At 64.0% G+C, this 19,361-nt stretch carries 22 protein-coding genes and 1 pseudogene; 7 read left to right on the forward strand and 16 right to left on the reverse strand.

The window, feature by feature from the left end; genetic code table 11:
- The first annotated feature begins 173 nt into the window (after positions 1–173).
- Both DDQ68_RS09845 and DDQ68_RS09850 read left to right on the forward strand, forming a co-directional pair.
- Complete coding sequence (locus tag DDQ68_RS09845; protein WP_109656134.1) at positions 174–833, forward strand: hypothetical protein; 660 nt, start codon at positions 174–176, stop codon at positions 831–833.
- Positions 834–1,223: 390 nt separating this feature from the next.
- On the forward strand, positions 1,224–2,609 hold the full coding sequence (locus DDQ68_RS09850; RefSeq protein ID WP_109656135.1) for an amidohydrolase family protein: 1,386 nt from the start codon (positions 1,224–1,226) through the stop codon (positions 2,607–2,609).
- Positions 2,610–2,846: 237 nt separating this feature from the next.
- Here the strand turns inward: DDQ68_RS09850 and DDQ68_RS09855 are convergent, their stop codons facing one another.
- The 4 genes from DDQ68_RS09855 to DDQ68_RS09870 all read right to left on the reverse strand — a co-directional run bounded on the left by DDQ68_RS09855 (position 2,847) and on the right by DDQ68_RS09870 (position 6,558).
- On the reverse strand, positions 2,847–3,047 hold the full coding sequence (locus DDQ68_RS09855) for a hypothetical protein (RefSeq protein WP_109656136.1): 201 nt from the start codon (positions 3,045–3,047) through the stop codon (positions 2,847–2,849).
- 101 nt (positions 3,048–3,148) lie between these two features.
- A complete protein-coding gene (locus tag DDQ68_RS09860; protein ID WP_109656137.1) occupies positions 3,149–3,610 on the reverse strand; it encodes a YybH family protein in 462 nt (153 codons plus the stop codon).
- Positions 3,611–3,700: 90 nt separating this feature from the next.
- The gene (locus DDQ68_RS09865) at positions 3,701–4,063 is read right to left on the reverse strand and encodes a hypothetical protein (RefSeq protein WP_109656138.1); all 363 of its coding nucleotides are present in this window, start codon (positions 4,061–4,063) and stop codon (positions 3,701–3,703) included.
- Between the two features lie 14 nt (positions 4,064–4,077).
- Positions 4,078–6,558 (reverse strand): penicillin acylase family protein, encoded by a 2,481-nt coding sequence (locus tag DDQ68_RS09870; protein ID WP_109656139.1) that lies wholly within the window; start codon positions 6,556–6,558, stop codon positions 4,078–4,080.
- 241 nt (positions 6,559–6,799) lie between these two features.
- On the opposite strand from DDQ68_RS09870, the gene DDQ68_RS09875 reads away from it, so the two are divergent.
- Positions 6,800–8,284, forward strand: a complete 1,485-nt coding sequence (locus tag DDQ68_RS09875) for an APC family permease (RefSeq protein WP_109656140.1) — start codon at positions 6,800–6,802, stop codon at positions 8,282–8,284.
- 242 nt (positions 8,285–8,526) lie between these two features.
- Here the strand turns inward: DDQ68_RS09875 and DDQ68_RS09880 are convergent, their stop codons facing one another.
- Entirely contained in the window at positions 8,527–8,922 is a 396-nt protein-coding gene (locus DDQ68_RS09880; protein WP_109656141.1) for a hypothetical protein, read from the reverse strand.
- Between the two features lie 175 nt (positions 8,923–9,097).
- Here DDQ68_RS09880 and DDQ68_RS09885 point away from each other — a divergent pair, with 175 nt between their 5' ends.
- Positions 9,098–9,382: a hypothetical protein gene (locus DDQ68_RS09885; RefSeq protein WP_109656142.1), complete on the forward strand. Its 285-nt coding sequence runs from the start codon at positions 9,098–9,100 to the stop codon at positions 9,380–9,382.
- Here the strand turns inward: DDQ68_RS09885 and DDQ68_RS09890 are convergent.
- Positions 9,379–9,690: a SemiSWEET family sugar transporter gene (locus DDQ68_RS09890; RefSeq protein ID WP_162550001.1), complete on the reverse strand. Its 312-nt coding sequence runs from the start codon at positions 9,688–9,690 to the stop codon at positions 9,379–9,381. The genes DDQ68_RS09885 and DDQ68_RS09890 overlap by 4 nt on opposite strands.
- A gap of 104 nt (positions 9,691–9,794) precedes the next feature.
- Between DDQ68_RS09890 and DDQ68_RS09895 the strand changes: the two genes are divergently transcribed.
- Positions 9,795–10,034 carry a hypothetical protein gene (locus tag DDQ68_RS09895; RefSeq protein WP_162550002.1) on the forward strand — a complete coding sequence of 80 codons (240 nt, stop codon included), beginning with the start codon at positions 9,795–9,797 and terminating at the stop codon, positions 10,032–10,034.
- Here DDQ68_RS09895 and DDQ68_RS24970 read toward each other — a convergent pair.
- From DDQ68_RS24970 to DDQ68_RS09920, 7 genes and pseudogenes are all read right to left on the reverse strand, one after another.
- A pseudogene (locus DDQ68_RS24970) lies at positions 9,970–10,177 on the reverse strand (IS701 family transposase); the annotation flags it as partial. The gene DDQ68_RS09895 and the pseudogene DDQ68_RS24970 sit on opposite strands and share 65 nt — an antisense overlap.
- Before the next feature lie 40 nt (positions 10,178–10,217).
- Entirely contained in the window at positions 10,218–10,472 is a 255-nt protein-coding gene (locus DDQ68_RS09900; RefSeq protein WP_109656145.1) for a hypothetical protein, read from the reverse strand.
- 39 nt (positions 10,473–10,511) lie between these two features.
- Positions 10,512–10,784: a hypothetical protein gene (locus DDQ68_RS09905; RefSeq protein ID WP_109656146.1), complete on the reverse strand. Its 273-nt coding sequence runs from the start codon at positions 10,782–10,784 to the stop codon at positions 10,512–10,514.
- A gap of 27 nt (positions 10,785–10,811) precedes the next feature.
- Complete coding sequence (locus DDQ68_RS09910) at positions 10,812–10,997, reverse strand: hypothetical protein (protein WP_109656147.1); 186 nt, start codon at positions 10,995–10,997, stop codon at positions 10,812–10,814.
- 33 nt (positions 10,998–11,030) lie between these two features.
- The gene (locus DDQ68_RS22790) at positions 11,031–11,171 is read right to left on the reverse strand and encodes a hypothetical protein (protein WP_162550003.1); all 141 of its coding nucleotides are present in this window, start codon (positions 11,169–11,171) and stop codon (positions 11,031–11,033) included.
- A 437-nt stretch (positions 11,172–11,608) separates the two neighbouring features.
- Complete coding sequence (locus tag DDQ68_RS09915) at positions 11,609–12,451, reverse strand: rhomboid family intramembrane serine protease (RefSeq protein WP_109656148.1); 843 nt, start codon at positions 12,449–12,451, stop codon at positions 11,609–11,611.
- An 11-nt stretch (positions 12,452–12,462) separates the two neighbouring features.
- The gene (locus DDQ68_RS09920; RefSeq protein WP_109656149.1) at positions 12,463–13,317 is read right to left on the reverse strand and encodes a hypothetical protein; all 855 of its coding nucleotides are present in this window, start codon (positions 13,315–13,317) and stop codon (positions 12,463–12,465) included.
- 190 nt (positions 13,318–13,507) lie between these two features.
- Between DDQ68_RS09920 and DDQ68_RS09925 the strand changes: the two genes are divergently transcribed.
- Positions 13,508–13,780, forward strand: a complete 273-nt coding sequence (locus DDQ68_RS09925; protein WP_109656150.1) for a hypothetical protein — start codon at positions 13,508–13,510, stop codon at positions 13,778–13,780.
- 144 nt (positions 13,781–13,924) lie between these two features.
- A complete protein-coding gene (locus DDQ68_RS09930; RefSeq protein ID WP_109656151.1) occupies positions 13,925–15,709 on the forward strand; it encodes a glycoside hydrolase family 10-like protein in 1,785 nt (594 codons plus the stop codon).
- Positions 15,710–16,098: 389 nt separating this feature from the next.
- Here DDQ68_RS09930 and DDQ68_RS09935 read toward each other — a convergent pair whose 3' ends face one another.
- Genes DDQ68_RS09935 through DDQ68_RS09945 form a run of 3 tightly spaced genes read right to left on the reverse strand, consistent with a single transcriptional unit; the run spans position 16,099 to position 18,952 of the window.
- A complete protein-coding gene (locus DDQ68_RS09935) occupies positions 16,099–17,370 on the reverse strand; it encodes a hypothetical protein (protein ID WP_109656152.1) in 1,272 nt (423 codons plus the stop codon).
- Positions 17,371–17,399: 29 nt separating this feature from the next.
- Positions 17,400–18,029, reverse strand: coding sequence for a SusD/RagB family nutrient-binding outer membrane lipoprotein (locus tag DDQ68_RS09940; protein ID WP_162550004.1), 630 nt, complete (start codon positions 18,027–18,029; stop codon positions 17,400–17,402).
- Positions 18,008–18,952, reverse strand: a complete 945-nt coding sequence (locus DDQ68_RS09945; protein ID WP_109656154.1) for a carboxypeptidase-like regulatory domain-containing protein — start codon at positions 18,950–18,952, stop codon at positions 18,008–18,010. Before DDQ68_RS09945 ends, DDQ68_RS09940 begins: the two co-directional genes overlap by 22 nt.
- Positions 18,953–19,361: the final 409 nt, after the last annotated feature.

Here is a 19,361-nt window from a genome sequence, read left to right on the forward strand (position 1 = left end):
TTATTTTTCTTATTAGTCATTAGGCTTGTTCCTGAATTAATAGAGCTGTTCCCGAATAAGGAATCGCACAAAGCAGGCCCTGAATTGCCACTCATTTGTAGTTTTATAAACTATCGGCTGACAGCTAATAACTGATAACCTGTTCACCTCTGCACTGCTGCTTACTTATACGAATGAAAACGCTTGTACCCGTGAAATACGCTTTACTGCTCTGTCTGACCGGTAGCCTACTGGCGGGCTGCCGCCTGCTTGGCGACCCGGTACGTGACATCCTGGCGCCGTCCGACGTGCCGTTGAACAATTCGGCCAAGGCCTGGATGCACGAGCAGAACGGCCAGGTACTCTCGTTTAAAAACGCGGGTGGCCAGACCCAATCCGTGCGCGTGCGCCGGCTGGACGGCGACGCGGAATCGGGGGTTTTTAGCGGCAAAGTTCCCATCCCGCACCTACCCGTGAAAACTGAATTTATTGAACTTGACTACCGCTTTATGCTCCAGAAAGATTCGGTGAGCCTGGCCGTTGCCAATGAAAACACGCTGAATTTCTTTAACACCGTTCTTCCCAGCCACGACGCCTACCGGCCGGACCAGCTGCTGGCCACTTTCCGTACCGCCGACGACCTTGCCGATGAAGCAGCCAATAGCCTGAACGCGCTGGAACTTAATTATTCGCTGGGCCCCCACACCTACGGGTCAGTGCTGCACGTGAACGGCATAGCCACGAGCAAAAACACAAATCCTAAGCCCACCGACGCGCAAGAAATTTTCTATTCCCGGGCCGATGGCTTGGTCGGCTACAAAACCGTGGACGGCCAGCTGTGGCTCCGCCAGTAACCGCTGCGGCCCCGTGCGGCGGGCCCCCGGCGGGTTGGCGCGGCCGGCCGGGCACTGGCCAAGGCCCGAAAGGCCCGCTAAGTATTGAGCTGTTAGCAGAGGCATTTAAGCGGCTCTTAGCTGATAGCCATTAGCTTTCTTATTAATGATCAGATTATTGCATCCGAATTAATGCATAATTAATTCAAGCCGGGCCCGTTACTTGCACCAACGACGTAGCTAAGAAGTTGCTTGCGTTAACGTCGGCACGCTGTAACGATGCATCCTTGCGTCTTAGAATTGGACGATTGGTCCGAACATCGTTCAATTCTGAGGCGCAAGAATGCACCGTTACCCCCCGTTTCAAGAACCAAAAAACCAAGTCAAACAGCTTCTTAACTCTTCCGGTTGATGCGTTTTTTTCACTCCCTGTTCCTCGCCTTCGTCCTGAGCCTACCCGCCCGGGCGCAGCAGCTCACCATCGTGCACGCCCGGATAATTGATGTGGCGACGGGTGCCATTCGGCCCGACATGACGGTGGTTATCAGCGGGCCCCGCATCGTGCGGGTGGGGCCCTCGGCCAAGGTCAATCCGAAGGCGGGCCGGGTGGTGGACGCGCGCGGCCAGTACCTCATGCCGGGGCTGTGGGACATGCACACCCACGTGTATTTTGACGGAACGGCCAACGCCGGCACCGACCTGATTTTGCCGCTGCTGCTGGCCAACGGCGTCACCGGCATCCGCGACATGGGTAGCCAGCTCGATTCTATCCTCCAGGCCCGCACGGCCGTGGCGGCGCACCGCCGGCTGGGCCCCCGGCTGGTGGTGAGCGGGCCAATGCTCGACGGGCCCAAGTCGCCCTACAAAGCCGCCATCCCCGTGGCCACCGCCGAGGAAGGCCGCCAAGCCGTGGATATGCTCAAGGCGCGGGGCGTCGATTTTATTAAAATCCAGTCGTACGTGCCCCGGGCAGCGTATTTCGCCATTGCGGCCGAAGCCAAAGCCGTAGGCCTGCCCTTTGAAGGGCACGTGCCCGACGCCGTGAGTGCCGCCGAAGCCGTGGCCGCCGGCCAGCGCACCTTCGAGCACTTGATCGGCGTTTTTGAGGCCAGCTCGACCGACGAGGCCCGGTACGTGGCGGGCGGCGAGAAGTCGCCGGGCCGGCTGCTGGCCACCTACGACGCGGCCCGCGAAGCCGCCGCCGTGCAGCTGCTGGCGGCGCACCAGGTATGGCAGTGCCCGACGCTGTTTTGGGAGCGGGGCCAGTGGCTCGTCGATTCCATTGCGTGGCGGCAAGACCCCGACCTGGCCTACGCCGGCCGCAGCTGGGTGGCGCAGCGCTGGCCCAAGGCCCAGGCCAGCATCGCGCAAACCCTCGACGCCGAGCCGCGGCCGGTGCGGGCCCGCTTCGTCACCCACGAGCTCGACCTGGTGCGCAAGCTACATGCGGCCCGGGTGGGCTTCCTGGCCGGGACCGATGCGCCGGCCGGCGTGGACGTGCTGCCCGGCGTCAGTCTGCACCTAGAGTTGCAACGCTTCGTGGCGGCCGGCTTCACGCCATTGGAGGCCCTGCAAACGGCTACCCTGAACCCGGCCCGGTTTTATAACCGCCTCCAGGATTTCGGCAGCGTCGCGCCCGGCTGCCTCGCCGACCTCGTGCTGCTGAGTGCCAACCCGCTGGCCGACATTGCCAATACCCGCCGCATCGCTGCCGTGGTGGCCGACGGCCGCTACCTCTCGCGGCAGGACCTGGACCAGCTCCAGGAACGGTTGAAGCAGGTAGCCGCCGGGAAATAGGCGGCCGCGGGGGCCCCATCACGCCACTACCATACAGTTGATAATCAGCCATAAGGTAACAGCAACAGGTAATTCATAACCAGGAATTATCCACACAATTAGTACCAGCCCATCGTGCCTAGTCAGTGAGTAGCCTGGAAAATCTTCAATTGATTTTTTAGGATTGGAGGTGCCGTAACTAATTGAATTGAAGCGAAAGAATCTAATCTCTATAGAGACGTAAAGTGAATCTCCGTCTTAGTCTACGTGATACCATTTATACGAGCCATAATGCTGCTTTATGGGACCGATGAACTGCTTAGCGTCTATCCCAACATCTTTGCCGACGACGTTAACGAAATCACTTTCTGCCTCATTCTCAACGGCTCCAGGCAAGAAAGAAAAGCCCCAAAGCAAAAGCAAGGCGAAAAAAGTAAACCAAGCCAATTTCTTCTTCATCAGGCACCGACTGTACTATTATTTGACTCTCAGTCAGAAAAGTAATCTTTTCGCTCAGCGGATTACCCGATCTTGGCTACCCTGCTCCTGGCAGACAGCCCCTACGACGTGTGGTCGGCCACGATGACCCAGCGGCCCTGCAAGCGGCGGAATACCAGCAGGAAGTGGCCGCCCAGGTCGCCCAGCGCGGCGGGGCGGGCCAGGTGCCAGGCGCCTACCACTTCGGCCGCGTCGGGGCCCAACGGGGTGATGCGCAGGCCCCTGAAATCGAGGCGGCCCATGGCGGCGGCGTCGGGGTAGCTTTTCTGGTAGTTGGCCAGGGTGGGACGCCAGCCGTAGGTGAGGCCCTTTTTGCCGATGAACACCAGCGAGTCGGACTGCCAGTAGCCCTGCATGAAGCCGGGAATGTCGCCGCGGTTCCAGGCGGCGGTTTGGGTGGCCAGTACCTGGGCGATGGCGGCGCGGGGCGCGGGCAGAGTTTGGGCCCCGGCGGGCGCGGCCAGCAGTAACAGGGCCCTCAGCGCGGGCCGGGCCAGGCGCTTCAGTGAGGAGGTAAACGACATACGCAGCGGGCAAAAGCGGGGCAACGGCACCCCAGCCGCAAAGATGGCTTCGGGGAAAAGTTTAGCGGCAATGCTCCATTTAGCACGGGTTTACTTGCCTGCAACCAGGACCGGGCCGCGCACTGCCTGCCGCGCCCAGCTGCCCGCCAGCGCCGCCACGCCGCCCACCAGCCCGCCCAGCAGGGCCGTGGCCAGCACCAGCGCCCAGCCGCTGCCCCCCAGCGGGAGCAGCTGGGCCATCCGGTGGCTCAGGATGCTGGCGCTGCGCACGTTCAGCCAGGCCGCGGCCAGCAGCCAGCCCAGGCCGATGCCGGCAAAGCCCGCCCCGAACGCCCGGCCGCCCGGGGCCCCCAGCCCCGCCGCCAGCCCGAAGCATAGCGGCGCAAGCGTCCACCAGGGCAGGAAAAGCTGCGCCAGGAAAGCCAGGATGAAAACCGAGAGAAAGAGTCGCATACGGCCGGGAAAAATTAGTTGGCTAAGGTCCAGGTGGCCCGCACGCGGGGGTTTGCTTCGCCGGCCGAACGCAGAAACAGCAGCTCGTTGAGCTGACCCACGCGCCAGGTTTCCAGCATATTGTCGTAGGCCGCCGAGCCGGGGTTACCACTCTGCCCGCCCGGAAACACGCCGTAGGCCCGCACCCGGGGCCCCAGCGCCACCACCATGCGCCACGAGGGGCCCGTACGCTCGGTAGTGGCATTCACGATGCCCGCGCCGCCGCCGCAGTCCAGGTCCATGTGGCCGAAGCCGGGCAGCTGGAGCATGTGCAGAATGTCGGTGCTCTTCTGGTTTTTCCAGGCCCACTTGGGGCCCAGGGGGCCGTACTTGCGGGTGAGCGAGTCGGTGGCGAAGCGCAGGCTGCGGCGCACCAGCTGCGGCAGGGTTTCGCGCTGCGGCGTGCGGCGGTCGTCCACCCAGGGGCTGTTTTCTTCGTGCAGCAGCAGCGTTTTGGTGCGGTCGCGGGCGGGGAAGCGCATTTCCAGGCCGGTGGCTTTTAACCCAAAATCATCACCCCAAATCCGCTGCACCAGGTTGCCGAACCACAAGTCGTACACGCTGGGGGACAGCGCGTTGGCATCGTACATATAGTTCCAGCGGCGCAGTTCGGCCAGCACGCGGGCCTCGGGCGCAGTGGCCGCCACCAGCGTATCGCCGTTGGCAGGGCCCGCCGCCAGCGCCAGCAGGCGGGGTAGCAAGAGCCGGGCCGTGACGCTGAGGTTATCGTTCTGGAGCATTCGCAGACTATCGGGCGTGGCCCGGCTCATGCGGGCCAGGCGCTCGTTGAGGCGGTGCGCGCGGTCGTAGCTGCCGTTGCCGTAGTCCCAGTTCAGGTAATACGGGTAGTCGGGGCCCGTCGAGAATTGGTTGGACGAAGCCACGAACTGGCGCGGCGGGTTCTTCACGTGCGGGTTCTGGGCGGCCGGGATCCAGCCTTGCCAGTCGTAGGCCGGGTCGGTGCCGTCGAGAATAAACTTGCCCTGGTCGCGCCACTTCAGCGGGAAGTGGCCGTTGGGCCAAAGGGCAATATCCTGCGCGTCGCTGGCAAAAACGAAGTTCTGGGCGGGCGAGCCGTAGGTGCTCAGGGCCGCGGTGTAGTCCGGGTAGGTGCGGGCCCGGTTGAGGCGATAAAAGGTCCGGAACTCGTTGGCCGCATCGTGGGCCGTCCAGCGCATGGCGTGGGCAATGGGTACCTGGCCGGCCAGAAACGGCTTTTCCGGCTTATCGTACACCACGGGGCCGTGGTGGGTGTAGAGCACCGTATCGAGCCGGTCGGGCCGGCCACGCACCTTTATCCGCTCCACCACCCGGCGCACCGGCTTCCAGCGCCCGTCGTGCCAGTATTCGCGCCGGCTACTATCCTTAAACTTCAGCTGGTACCAGTCCAGCACGTCGGCGGCCACGTTGGTGACGCCCCAGGCTACGTGCTCGTTGAAGCCGATAACGGCCATCGGCGTGCCCGGAATACTCACCCCGTACACATTCACGCCGGGCGCGGCCAGCTGCACCTGGTACCAGATGCTGGGCAGGTTCAGCTGCAAGTGGGGGTCGTTGGCCAGCAGCGGGTAGCCCGTGGCCGACTTCGCCCCGCTCACCGCGAAGTTGTTGGAGCCCAGCTCCGGGTCCGGCTCGTTTTGCGGCACCTGGCCCGACATGGCCGCCGCGAAGCCCGGCGGCGTGGGCGGCACCGGCAGGGGCTGAAAATCCAGCGGCGTGCCCACGGGCACCACCGGGTCTTCCTGCACCGGGTAGTCGGGGAACAAGTCTTTGATGACGGCCGGGCCGTAGCGGGCCAGCGCGTTGCTCATGCGCAGGTCGTCGGAGCGGCCGCTCAAATCGAAGGCCATGTACTTGGTAATCAAGCAGCTTTTCAGCGGCTCCCAAGGCTCGGGCGCGTAGTCGAGCAGCTTGTACTCGAAGGGCAGCGTTTGCGGGGTGAGCGTGCCGATGTAGGCGTTCACGCCCTCACTGTAAGAGGTCAGCACGGTGCGAATCACCGGGTCGGTCATGGCCAAATCCAAGGACTTGCGGGCCCCGAACGGCAGGCCCATGCGCCGGAAAAACCGGTCGGTTTCCAGGCGGGCGGGCCCCACGATTTCGGCCAGCCGTCCGGCCGCCACGTGGGCAATGAAATCCATCTGCCAGAGCCGGTCCCGCGCTGTCACGTAGCCCTGGGCGTAGTATAGGTCGTGGTCGTTCTGGGCAAAAATGTGCGGCACCCGCTGGTCGTCGAAGCGCACCTGCACGGGCTGGCGCAGGCCCGGCAGGCGCAGCGTCTGCGGGCCGGGCCGAGCCTCGGCTACCTCCCCGTTCTGCCAGAACCCGCGGAACGGGCTCAGCAGCTTCCCGAACGGCGGCACGTCGCCGTGCTTGGTATTTAGTCCCCAGGTCAGCGCAACGGCGAGGCCCAGGGCGAGCAGGGCTTTGGTCCAGCGAAGTACAAATCGAAGCATAAGCGACCAGTAGCAAGTGGATATGAAACCCTGAATTACCCAAAACCCGGCGGTGAAAGTAGTTGAAAGTTAGCCGGCGCACCCGGCCCGCGCCGGGCCGCGCTGGCACAGCCCGAAAAACCCACCGGCCGGCCCCCGCGGCCCTGGGGCGCATCTTTCGGCGCCGGCCCGGCCCGCGGGGGCCCCGGCTTTGCCGCTGCCAGCGCGTAGCTTGCCGGCTTAATTTCGTTTCCGTTCTTCTATGGCCGACGCTACCCCCCCTTCCCCGCCCCATTTCCAGCGGGCCCTCACGCTGTTTGATGCCATCATGCTCGTCACGGGCAGCATGATCGGCTCGGGCATTTTCATCGTTTCGGCCGACATTGCCCGGCAGGTGGGCACCGCTGGCTGGCTACTGGTGGTCTGGCTTCTCACGGGCCTCATCACCACGGCCGGCGCCGTGAGCTACGGCGAGCTGGCGGCCATGTTCCCCAAAGTGGGCGGGCAGTATGTGTACCTGCGCGAGGCCTTCGGGCGGCTGGTGGCGTTCCTCTACGGCTGGACGCTGTTCCTCGTCATCCAAACCGGCGTAATTGCCGCCGTGGCCGTGGCCTTCGCCAAGTTCCTGGGCGTGCTCTGGCCGTGGTCGAGCGTGACGAACGTACTGTTTCGAGTGGGGCCCCTGGCGCTCAGCAGCGCGCAGGTGGTGGCCATCCTCCTCATCATAGGCATCACGGCCCTGAATGCGCAGGGCGTGCGCACGGGCAAGCTCATCCAGAACGTGCTGGGCAGCACCAAGCTGGTGGCGCTGGCGCTGCTCATCGTGTTCGGGGTGGCGCTGGGCCTCAACCACGCCGCGGTACAGGCCAACTTCCACGACGTGTGGGCGGCCGTGCGTTACCCCGCGCCCGGCGCCAGCTTCCTACCGGTGCCCCTCAGCGTGGGGGCCCTGGTCATCGCCATTGGCATGGCCATGTCGGGCTCGCTGTTTTCATCCGATTCGTGGAATAACATCGGCTTCGCGGGCGAGGAAATCCAGAACCCCGAGCGCACGCTGGTGCGCAGCATGGTCATCGGCACGGGCATCGTCACGGCGCTCTACATTTTGCTGAACATCGTGTACCTGCTGGTGCTGCCGCTGGCCGGCTCGCCCGACGCGGCCACCGTGGCCGGGCGCGGCATTATGTATGCCAAGGACGACCGCGTAGCCACGGCTGTGGCCGAGTCGGTGCTGGGGGCCCCGGGGGCCTACGTCATGGCCATCCTCATCATGCTCAGCACGTTCGGAGCCAACAACGGCATCATCCTGAGCGGGGCCCGGGCTTACTTTGCCATGGCCAAGGATGGTCTGTTCTTCCCCGGCCTGGCCCGCCTCAACCCCGCCGGGGTACCCAGCCGGGCCCTGTGGGCCCAGTGCCTGTGGGCCAGCCTGCTGTGCCTGAGCGGCAGCTACGGCCAGCTGCTCAACTACGTGATGTTCGCTGTAATCCTGTTTTACGTGGTCACCATCGTGGGCATTTTTGTACTGCGCCGCACCCGGCCCGACGCGCCCCGCCCCTACCGCGCCTGGGGCTACCCCGTAGTGCCGCTGATCTACATCGGGCTGGCCTCAGCCTTCTGCACGGTGCTGCTCGTGGCCCCCGACACGGCCGAGTATTCGCGCCGCGGCCTGGGCCTGGTGGCGCTGGGGCTGCCAGTGTTTTTCCTGTTCCGCAACCGCTTCGGGGGCCCCACAGCATCGGCGTAGCGCCACCCGGCCCCCGCGCCAGCTGCTAAAAAAGAAACGGCCTTTCCTGCGTGGGAAAGGCCGTTTCTTTTATTCCAATAATGGGAAAGCGGTGATCAAAAACGGGGTAGTCCGGCGACTTTTCCCGTCGTCGGGCCACTCTTACGCTGAACCGGAGCTGCTGTTTTTTAGCAGGAGTGACCCGACGAAGCCCTTCGGGTAGTTCGCCGGACCACCCCGTTTTAGACCACCGCCGCTGGGAATTACATGTCCTGGATTTTTTTAGCGGGGCCGCTCGGGGCCTCTTCGCCAAACTTTTGCTCCTTGGAACGCACGTCGTGGCCCAGCTCGTAGCTGCCTTCCACTTCGAAACCGGGGCCCTGCTGCTGCTCGTTGGCCTTGTCGTGCTCAGTTCCGCCCTGAGGCGTGCTTTCCGAGCCGCCAATGTGCAGGTTTTCGAGCTGGTCCTTCTGGTCGGAGCGCTGCGTGTAGCCGTGGGCGCCAGTGTAGCGGGCGGCCGAAGCGTCGTTGATCTCTTTGCCGTTGCTCTGGTCGGCTTTGTACTCTTTTTCCTTCTGCTGCTTCTCGTCCTGCGGAATATCGCGGTCCGATTGCGGGTCTTTCTGGTCGTCGTTGCCGAAGAGGCTGTCAAGTATCATGGGAAAGGGCGGGTTAGGATGAGGAGAATGTGTAGGGTGTACGCCCCCGGCGCGGTTGCGTTGCCGCCAACCCGGCGCGCCGGCGCCGGCGCCGGGGCCCTATTTTTGTGCGTCCGGGCCGCGTGGGGGCCCCCGCACGGCCAAACAAACCCCGCCTTTCCTACTTGTGCCCGCCATGGACTTCTCCAAACTCTACCGCCCTTCCGCCCTCAATAGCTTCCAGTTCGTGGCCGTAACAGGGCTGCTGATGAGTGCCGGGGCCCACTTCATCCTGGCCGTATTTGTGGGGCGCGTGCCCGCGGGCTTCGGCTGGCTATACGTGTGCTGGCTGGTATTTTACGCCGGCGGCACGCTGCTCAACTACTTCGGCAAGCCCAACGCCGGCCACCAGCATCACGACGACGACGACCACGAGGAGGATGACAACGAGGACCACGGGCACAACGGCACGTTCCATTAGCCACCGCCAAGCCGCGGGGCCGCTGGGGCCACGGGCGGCGCCGCCCGGTAGCGCCACTTAAAATACACCAGCACCAGGGTAAAAAACAGGTTACAGCCGTTGCCCAACAAAATGGGCATGCTGCCTGTGTAGGCCCCGTAGGACAGCCACAGCGCCATGCTGGCCCCGCCCACCGCCAGCATCGAGCCCGAGAGCCCCTGCGCCGAGCGCTTCTGCCAGGTGTGCACTACCTGCGGGAAAAACGTGAGGCCCGACAGGGCCGCGGCCAGCAGACCAATGCCGCTGAAGAGGTGCGCGTAGGATTGCATGGCCCGCATACGCAGCCGGCCCCACTGGGGGCCGTGGCCGCAGGGCACCGGCGCGCAGCGTTTAGTTTAGCGGCCAGTGACCCAGCTTGAGCCCGTTATTTTTTTTGCTGGCCCTGCTGGCAGGGCTGTCCGCGGTGGCGCTGCGACTCAAGCTGCCCTACCCGATGCTACTGGTGGTGGCCGGAGGCCTGGTGGCGCTGCTGCCGCTACCGGCCGTGGTGCTCAGCCCCGACGCGGTGTTTCTACTGTTCTTGCCGCCGCTGCTCTGCAAGGTCAGCCATCGACGAGGCGGTTGGTTTCCAGCGGAGAATAAAACGTTTTTTGTTCCTTCAGCAGCCACTTGAACAGGGCGTTGGCAGCGTAATCTGCCCAGGGGCACGGTGCGGTACGAGATGCCACGCGGAGCCATTTGCGCCAGCATATCGGCCCCGTGGTCGAGGTTGGTCTCGCCGTCGGTGTCGGGGGCGAACAAGCGGTAGTCAATGAGCTAAAAGTGGCCTTGGTTAAAAATTTAGTCCAAAAGCACTCTACCCTATTATTTTAGGGAGTTGACAATAAGCAAGTTCTCGAATAAACCAGTCTAGCAGGGCCATAATTTTATGGGCTACTGGCTCTTGCGGCCGGGCGTGGGGCCGCGTGAGCTGGCGCAACAGGTTCAGCTTGTAGCGGCTCAGGCTCATGGCCCCGTAGCCGTGGTTCTTGCGCGGGATAGGCTTGCTTTTTTCGTGGGCCATCGTGCCCACGCTCAGACACAGCGCATAGGCCAGGCTGACCAGGGCCACGAGCTTGCGCAGCTTCTGACGACAGTGTAAGTAGTTGGCCTACAGGTTAAAGACCCGCCCTTTCAGATTCTGAAAGCATTGCTCAATCGTCCAGCGGCTGGCGTAGCGGGAGGCCAGATTACGCAGGCTGGGCGCGGCGAAGAGAAACAGAAACGCGTGGTCGGCCAGCGCCTTGACCCAGACCTGCCCCCACACCCCCTCCACCTGGCCGTGCAGAAAGTGGCGCTGCTGCCCCACGGCCAGGCCCAGGGCCGTGACGGCCGGCCGCCGGCCACTGGTAAAGGTCAGCTGGTGGTGCTTGGGCAGGCGCATGAGAAAGAGCAACTTATTTCCCCGCAGCTACTTGAGCCAGACGTGGCCTGCAAATTCGCGGTCGCCCACCACCAGCCCGATGCGGTCTTTGCCAAGCGCCTGCACGCAGGCATTAAGCACGGCGATGCGGGCAGTGGCGCTGGAGTTGCCGCTACGATTGTCGAGCAGCTCCCAGTAGAGCGGTACCTGAAAATCGCCCCGGCCCACGGTCACGAGCAGGACGTTAACCGGACAGCGGCCGAAATCCTATTCGGTGCAGTCCAGACACAGGCGCAGCTTGCCGGTGGCCGGCAGTAAACGCAGCAGCAACTGCGCCAGCACGAGGTAATTCAGGTCCGCTTCCCGAAAGAAGTCCTGAATCCGGGTTTCATTCGAGGCCACTTTCACCGCGTCATTCAGGTGCTGGGCGACCTCGCAGAATTGCCCGTTGCGGCTTTTGAACAGAGCGATAACAAACTGGTTGACAAAATTTTGCCGGGATAAATGGGCACCAAATGGACCCGGCGTAAAAGCGTTGTAATTTTGGCGATGAGGCGTTGCTTCACGGGGCAGAACGAGTAATGGTGTGTAGGAACCCCAAAGGTCGGACTGCCCCGTTTTTAGCTCCCCCCCTGAATTTTAGTAGGGTAGAGTAGATATGCTTCAACCCGCTCAACTGGACCGTTTTTATTATGAAGGTGTTTAACAACACCAGCACAGTTTAGAGACGCAAGGATACGTCTCTAAACCGTGCCAGGAGCCAAAAAATAAGGTCAAATAGCTTCTGACCCAAGACGCAGTTGGGTAGGTCCTCGCACAGAACCAGTTCGGGCAGAGGCCACCGTTTATTCGGCTACCGGGCGCAGGCCCACCAGGGCCAGCGGGCCGGCTACCAGGGCCCCCAGCAATAGGCCGCCGAGGTGGGCGGCGTTGTCGACATTGCCCGACAAGCCGGCAATTAAGTTACTAAGCACCAGGTATAAGACTAGCCCCAGCATGGCCCGCCGGTCGAACTTATCGAGCACGATTTTTTTGCTGATCAGCAAAATTAACAGCAGCCCGTAGAGCCCGAAGATGGCCCCGCTAGCCCCCACCGAGTTAATGCCGCTGCTGTGGTACCAGAGCGTGGCCAGGCTGCCGGCCACGCCGCTAGCCAGGTACACGGCCAGCAGGCGGGCCGCGCCCACCCGCGCCTCCAGCAGTACGCCCAGCAGCCACAAGCTGAGGGCGTTGAGCAGCAAGTGGGTTGCGCCACCATGCACAAATACGCTGGTGAGCAGCCGCCAGGGCTGGGCGGGCGTGAGGCTGCTCACGTTGGAGCCCCAGCGGACCAGGTCGTGGCCGGTGGGGTCGGTGGCCGATACGCCGCTGGCCGTCATGGCCACCCACACCAGCAGGTTGAGCGCCAGCAGCAGCGGCGTGGCCCAGAAACGGCGCGAGGGCAGCAGCCCCCGCAGCGCGGGGCCCCAGCCGGCGGGCGCCGGCGGGGCGGCCGGGGCCCCGGCGGGCGCGGCGGGCGCTGGCACCAGGGCCCGGCGCTGGAGCTCGGCCACGGCGGCGGCGCCCACGGCGGGCGGGTAGCGGGCGGCGTGCTGGGCCAGGTAAAACAGCTCGGCGTCGGGCCGCTCGGCGAAGTGGGCCAGGGCGCGGGCAGTGCCGGCGTCGGGTGCGGCGGGGGCGTCTTCCATCGGGCCAGCGGCTACATTTTGAGCGTGATACGCTTGTAGGGCTGGCCCGATACCGGCGACACCGGCACGAGGCCCCCTACCGCGTCCTGCACGTCGGCGGTGCGGCCCACCAGCTCCTGGTCGGTGCGGAAGCGGCCTTCGGGCAGCAGGGCGGGCAGAGCGGTGAGGATGTGCTGCTGGCCGCCGGCGGCGTCCTTCATGCGCCTAACCTGGGCTTGCAGCGTGGGGCCGAAGCGGAAGCCGTACATGGTGGCGCGGTTCCAGGCCTGCCAGGTTTCGCGCACCAGCCGGGCTTGCTCGGCAAATTCGGGCCCTGCTTTACCGGTTTCGGCCAGGCCAGTGAGGTACTCGGTTTGGGTTTCGGCGGTCCAGAAGCGCTTAGCCAGCTCGCGGAACTGGCGCATTTGCTGGGCATCGGCCTGCTCGGCGGCGGGCACCGGCCGTAGCTGCTGGGCAATGGCGCGGGCCACGGCCCCGTCGTAGTTGGGAATAACGTGGGTGGGGGCCTCCACGAGCTGGGGCGGGGGAAGGCGCCGCTTGGCTTCGAGGCGGGCCTGGGCGGCGGCGGCATCGGCGGCGCTGTTTTGCTTCAGCCAGTAGGTGCTGCCACCCAGCACCAGCAAGCCCAGGCTCAGGGCCACGGGCTTAAGCCAGGTGCGGGGCGCGTCGTCAGCGGCAGCGGCGGGGGGCGTAGCCCCCCCGTACTCGGCCGGCGCGGGGGCCCCGGGCAGCGCCACGCCACGGCGGCGCAGCTCCGAAGTAGCGCTGGCCACCAGCTCGGGGGCGTACTGGCCGGGGTTCTGGACGAAAAACAGCAGTTCGGCGTCGGTTTTTTGCGAATAGAAATCGGAAGTAGCAGGAGCCACGGAAATAAGGTTAGGATGAAGCGATGCAAAGGAAACCGGCGCGCCGCCCCGGCCGCCGGGGGCCCTAGCGCGGCAACGCCGCCCCAAGTTCGCGTGCCGCGCCCAAACCGCGGCCGCGCGCCGCCGTAAGCTCAGGCACGAAGCCGCCGGCCGCGCGGCTTTTCTGCTTCACTTTTATCCTTTCCACCCCATGCCCGCTCCCGAGAACAACCCCACCGACCCCCGCCCCGACACCGCCACCACCGGCGGCCCCGCCACCCACCAAGGCGCCGATAAGGACCAGAACGCCAGCGGCAACCCCGAGGCCGGCACTACCGAGGACGGCGCCATCCCCAGCAGCACCCAGGAAAACATGGGCGACGGTGCGGGCATCCGCGGCGACTACGGCGATGCCAGCCAGACCAATGGCCTCGAAGGGGGCCCCGACCAGCCCAGAACCGACACCGAGCTGACGGGTTCCTGAGAAAGGAAGTAGTTGCTGGCCGTCATGCTCATCTGGCGTCCGCGCAGTTGAAGCATGACGGCCAGCTTTCGGCCGACTTTCCCCATCCTTCGGGAAAGGCCCGCAGGGCGTCGTAATTTGCAGCCTTTCACTTTTTCTGCTGGAATGGCTGTAGTGTTGCGACGCCCCGTTTTGTTGGTTTTTCTGTTCTTGGGTTGGTTGGGGGCCCAGGCCCAGGGGCCCATAGATTCGCTGGCCGCTCCGCCGCCCAAGCGCGAGTTGCGTGGCTTCTGGATTGCCAGCGTCGAGAACATTGACTGGCCCACCACCCGCGGCGAATCCCCGGTGCAGTACCGCGCCGAGTACCGCCGCCTGCTCGACGCCGGCCAGCGGGCAGGCCTGAACGCGGTTTTTGTGCAAATTCGACCCGCGTCGGACGCCCTCTACAAATCGGAGCTGGAGCCCTGGAGCAAGTGGCTCACCGGGCAGCAGGGCCGGGGCCCCGTCGGCGACGCCGACCCCCTCCCCTACCTCATCAACGAGGCCCACAAGCGCGGCATGGAGTTCCACGCCTGGTTCAACCCGTACCGCGCCAGCCTCGATACCATGACGCGCCGCCTGGGGGCCTTGCACCCGTACCGCACGCATCCTGAGTGGTTTATCTGGTATGGCAAGACGCTGCTCTACAATCCCGGCCTGCCCGCGGTGCGCGCCCACATCACCCGCGTCATTATGGATGTAGTGAAGCGCTACGACATCGACGCGGTGCACTTCGACGATTATTTCTATCCGTACCAGGAGCCGGGGCTGGTGTTTCACGACGAAAGCACGTTTGCCCAGCGGCCTGAGCAGGACATTGCCCGGCTCGACGACTGGCGGCGCAACAACGTCAATATCCTAATCCGGGACCTGCACGACAGCATCCGCACGGCCAAACGGTGGGTGAAATTCGGCATCTCGCCCTTCGGCGTGTGGATGAACAAATCGGCCGACCCCAACGGCTCCGACACCCGCGCCGGGCAGCCCAGCTACTCGGCCCTGTACGCCGACACGCGCCTGTGGCTGCAAAAAGGCTGGATTGACTACGTGGTACCGCAACTGTACTGGAGCACCAATTTCCGGCTCGTGCCCTACGCCACGATGCTCGATTGGTGGACGCGCAACCGCTACGGGCGCCACCTCTACGTCGGCCACGGCACCTACCGGATGCTCGAAAGCACCCGCTCCGACACCACCTGGCGCAACCCGCGCGAGCTGCCCCGGCAGGTGCGCCTGAACCGCAGCTACGGCGGCGAAGTCAGCGGCAGCGTGTTTTTCTCGGCTAAGTCGCTGCGCGAAAACCCGCTGCACACCACCGATTCGCTGCGTCTGAACCTCTTTAGGGCCCCGGCGCTGGTGCCCACCATGCCCTGGCTGGACGCCGTGCCGCCACGCCCGGTAGCAGGTTTCGCCCTCACGCGGGCCGGCCGCATCGCCACGCTCAGCTGGCAGGCAGGGCCCCCGGCGGCCGACGGCGACCTAGCCGCTTACTACGTGCTCTACCGCTTCGGGCCCGGCGAATACCCCACGCCCGACGACCCGCGCCACATCATCGCCCTGCCCCGCGCCGGCGCCGGCCGCGGCACCACGTTCATCGACACCACGGCCAAAGAAGGCCTCTCCTATGCCTACTACCTCACCGCCGTCGACCGCCTCCACAACGAGAGTCGCCCCGTGAACCTGCGCACCAACGGCCAGCTGCCCACCGAAATCGTGCTGGCCTCAATGCCCGGCCTGGCTGCCGCGCCCACCCCCGCCATAATGCCAGCCGCACCGGAGGCCTCCAATTTGAAATTCCCCAAGCTGGGGGCCCTGGACCAACCGGCCGAGCCAGAAGGCAGCACCAAATTCAAAGTCAAAACGAAGACCAAAAAGCGCGGCTTCTTCGCTCGGTTGTTTGGCGGCGGTTGAGGTTAAGTACTCACGTACAAGTAAGCGTATTGAATTGAACGTCATGCTGAGCGCAGTCGAAGCATCTCTACCTCGTAAGTAAATAATTACTATTGCGGTAGAGATGCTTCGACTGCGCTCAGCATGACCGCCTTTTTTGCTACGGTTACTTTTGTGCGACTACTTAGTAGCGCTCTTTCCAAGTAAAAAAGCTACACGAGAAAGGCGGTCATGTAGAGCGCAGCGCAGCATCTTTTCCGCGCCAGCAATCAGAATTAGTGACACCAAAAAGATGCTGCGCTACGCTCTGCATGACCACCTTTTTCCTAGTTCCAGGAATAAATTTATAAAGCAAAAGGCCCTTATCCATGCGGATAAGGGCCTTTTGCTTAGTCTGGGGCCCCGGCGGGCTACAGCGCTTTCACGCTGAAGTTCACCGTTACATCGGTGGTCGAGGTGCGGTTGATGCCCGTCACTTGCAGGGCCTCGTACTGGTCGAGTCCGCGTAGTTTTACCAGGATAACGTCGCCCACTACGATGTTATCCAAAGCGGTGACTTGGGCGGCGGTAGCGGCGGCGGTATAGACCTGGCGCACGCTGGTAAGCGTAGCGGCCGTGTACACCGCCGTGGTCGAGCGCACGTAGCGGGTCGTATTCAACGCCTTGAACTGCACCGCGTTGCTAGCCGTGCTGCTAATGGCGAGATCCTTAGTCGTGACGGCCGAAGCGGCGGCGATGGGCGCGAAGGCAGTCAGGTCGTAGGCGGCCAGGTCGCCGCCGGTGGTGCCGGCGTAAGTCAGCGCGCCGGTGCGCACGGTGCCGCTGAAGGGCGTGGGCGCTACCACCGCCACGCCGGTGGCGGCCGTAGCCGAGGTGCGGCGCGCGGGGGCCCTAACGGTGGCCTCGAAGCGGAACGCCACCGTTTGGCCGGCGCTGCCGGCGGGCAGGGGCTCGTCCACGTTCAGGGTGGTGGCGGCGCCGGTGGCGGCGAGCTTGCGGCGGTCGATGCGGCGCTCGGCGGCCGTGCCCACGGTGGCGTACACGTTCAGGCTGTCGAGGTCTTTATACAAAATACCGGCGGTGGTGAATAGAGTAGCCGTGTTGATGCCGCCCGCGTTCAGCGTCAGGTTGTAGCGTACCACGTCGCCGGGCGCGTTGCCGGTGGACGTGGTACCGAGCGTCACGTTGGTGGGCCCCGAGTTGACGGCCACGGTAGGCGTGGCCTCGGCTAGGCGGAAGTTGAAGCTGGCGAACTTGGTTTGACCGTTTTGGGCATCCACGCGGGCATCTACGCGCACGTTGGCCTTGTTAGCTCCAGCGGGCACCACGTAGTTGACAACCAGCGTATCGGCGTTTTTGCGCTTAGAAAAGGCCGGGGCGTAGGCAACGGTTTGTACAACGGTGGAGTCGCGGCTGGGCTCGATTTTTTGCAAAATCACGATCTGCTTCAGCGGCGAGGTTTGCTGGGCAAACTGGATTTCAATCGGGATGACCTCGCCGGTAATAAACTTGATGTTCGTGCCCGTGCCCGAGCCGAACGTGGCCGTGCCTAGCACGCTGCGCAGCGTGGGGTACTGGCCGCCTACTTCGGTGAAGTAGGTGTCGATGTCTTTTTTGCAGCCGCTGGCCAGGGTGGCCAGGGCCAGCGCCGCGCCCATCAGCTTGGGAGAAATTTGTTTCATAAAAGGGAAAAGCTAAGTCCGTGGGGGCACTATTTAGAGTCGAACCACATCGGGCGGGTGATGTAGTCGGCGTCGTTGCCGCCGATGCGGGCAATTTCGGCGGGGTTGTAGAGCACCTCGGTGGCGCCCGGCAGCAGGCGGCGCGGGTAGCGCAGGGTGGGGTCGGTTTTGCTGGCCAGCACGGGGTTGGCGTTCGACGGGTAAGTGAAGTTGACGTAGATATTGGGGTCAAAATCGAGCCGGCGCAGGTCCGACCACGAGTCGGGGTTCAGGAACAGGGCGATGTACTTCTGCTCCATGATGGGACGCAGCGTGGTGAGGTCGGCCTCCGTTTGGGGCACGGCGGCGCTGGCCAGGTAGGCCGCAATCTGCGCATCGGTGATGGCCGGGAGCGTGACGGCGGGCGGCGAGAACGTGCCGCCGGCGCCGATTTTTTTCATGTGCGCCCGAATGCCTTCTTTAAGGGCAGCCAGGGCCCTAGCCTTGTTGCCGGCCCGGAAGGCGGCTTCGGCCTCGATGAATTTCAGCTCGTGGTAGGTAATTACCTCGAAGTAGCCGGCTATGTCGCGGGCGTACCAACTGCCGTAAAAATCGGTGATGGTACTGCCCGGCGTCAAGTTAGTGGTGCTGCTGGTGCCTACGCCGGGGTTGGCGCCCACGACTGCCGCGTGGTGCCGTCGAACAGGCCGAGCGCGCCCTGCCCGTACTCGCCCTGTGTGGTGGGCAGGCGGTTCACCTGGTCCACCGATACCTGGCTGCGGTAGTTGAGGGTGGTGCGGCCGGCCGAGCCTTTTTTGGTCGTAATCACCACCGCGCCGTTGGCTGCGCGCAGGCCGTAGAGGGCGGCCGCGGCGGGCCCCTTCAGCACGGTCATGCTGGCAATGTCCTCGGGGTTGAGGTCGCCGGCGCGGTTCGAGGCCCCCACCGAGCGGCCCAGCAGCCCGTTGAAGGCGGAGCCGCCACCAGGCGCCGTGCTCTCCTGGAACGAGCTGTTGTCCATGATCATACCGTCAATGACGAACAGCGGCTGGTTGTCGCCGTCGAGCGAAGTGCCGCCGCGGATGACGATGGATGCACCCTCGCCCGGGGCCCCGCCCGAGGAGGTGATGTTCACACCGGCCACCTTGCCTTGCAGGGCGTTCACCACGTTGGTCTGGCGCGAGTCAATGAGGTCCTTGCCCTGCACTTCCTGCACCGACGTGACGAGCGTGCGCTTGTCCTGCTTGATGTTGTAGGCCGTCACCACCACCTCGTCGAGGCCGCTGGCGTCGGCGGCCAGGGCCACGTCGAGGTTGTCGGCAGTGGCCGGGCGCTCCACCGATTTGTAGCCGATGAAGCTGAATACCAGCGTAGCGCCCGCGGGCACGTTGGGCAGCGAGTAGCGGCCGTCGGCGTTGGTGGCGGTGCCCTGGTTGGTACCCTTCACCAGCACATTGACGCCGGGAATGGCCAGCCGGTCCACGGAGCCCACCACGGTACCCGTGACGGTGCGGCCGGCGGGGGCCGTGGTTTGGGCCCGGGCGCCGGGGGCCAGCGCGGCCTCCGCCGCCAGTAGGAATCCCGCTAAGTAAAGTCGTTTCATAGCAGTAGCTTGAGGGTTGGAAATGAAAAGGTACTGGCAAAAGATGAGGCCCCGGCGCGGGTGAGCAGCGCTCCTCCCAGCCGCCCGGCCCCGCCGTGCCGGGCAAGAGATATGCGCTGGGCCCCGGCGCAAATATTTTTATTTACACTGGAGGCGCTAAGATTGCAAAACATTCGGAGAATGTGCTTTTGGTGAATTGAAATTGTTCAAGATTTCTCCGGTTTTTATCGAGGCTTTTTGAGAAATCGTCAGGCCGTCATACTGAGCGGAGTCGAAGCATCTCTCCCACTGACTGAACCAATCGATTGGATTGCTGCTGCGGGAGAGATGCTTCGACTCCGCTCCGCTACGTTCAGCATGACGGCCTGAATATCTTTTAAACAGCTTCCAAACCCACCTTATCCACTCC

This window comes from Hymenobacter nivis (assembly GCF_003149515.1).
In the GTDB taxonomy this organism is placed as follows: domain Bacteria; phylum Bacteroidota; class Bacteroidia; order Cytophagales; family Hymenobacteraceae; genus Hymenobacter; species Hymenobacter nivis.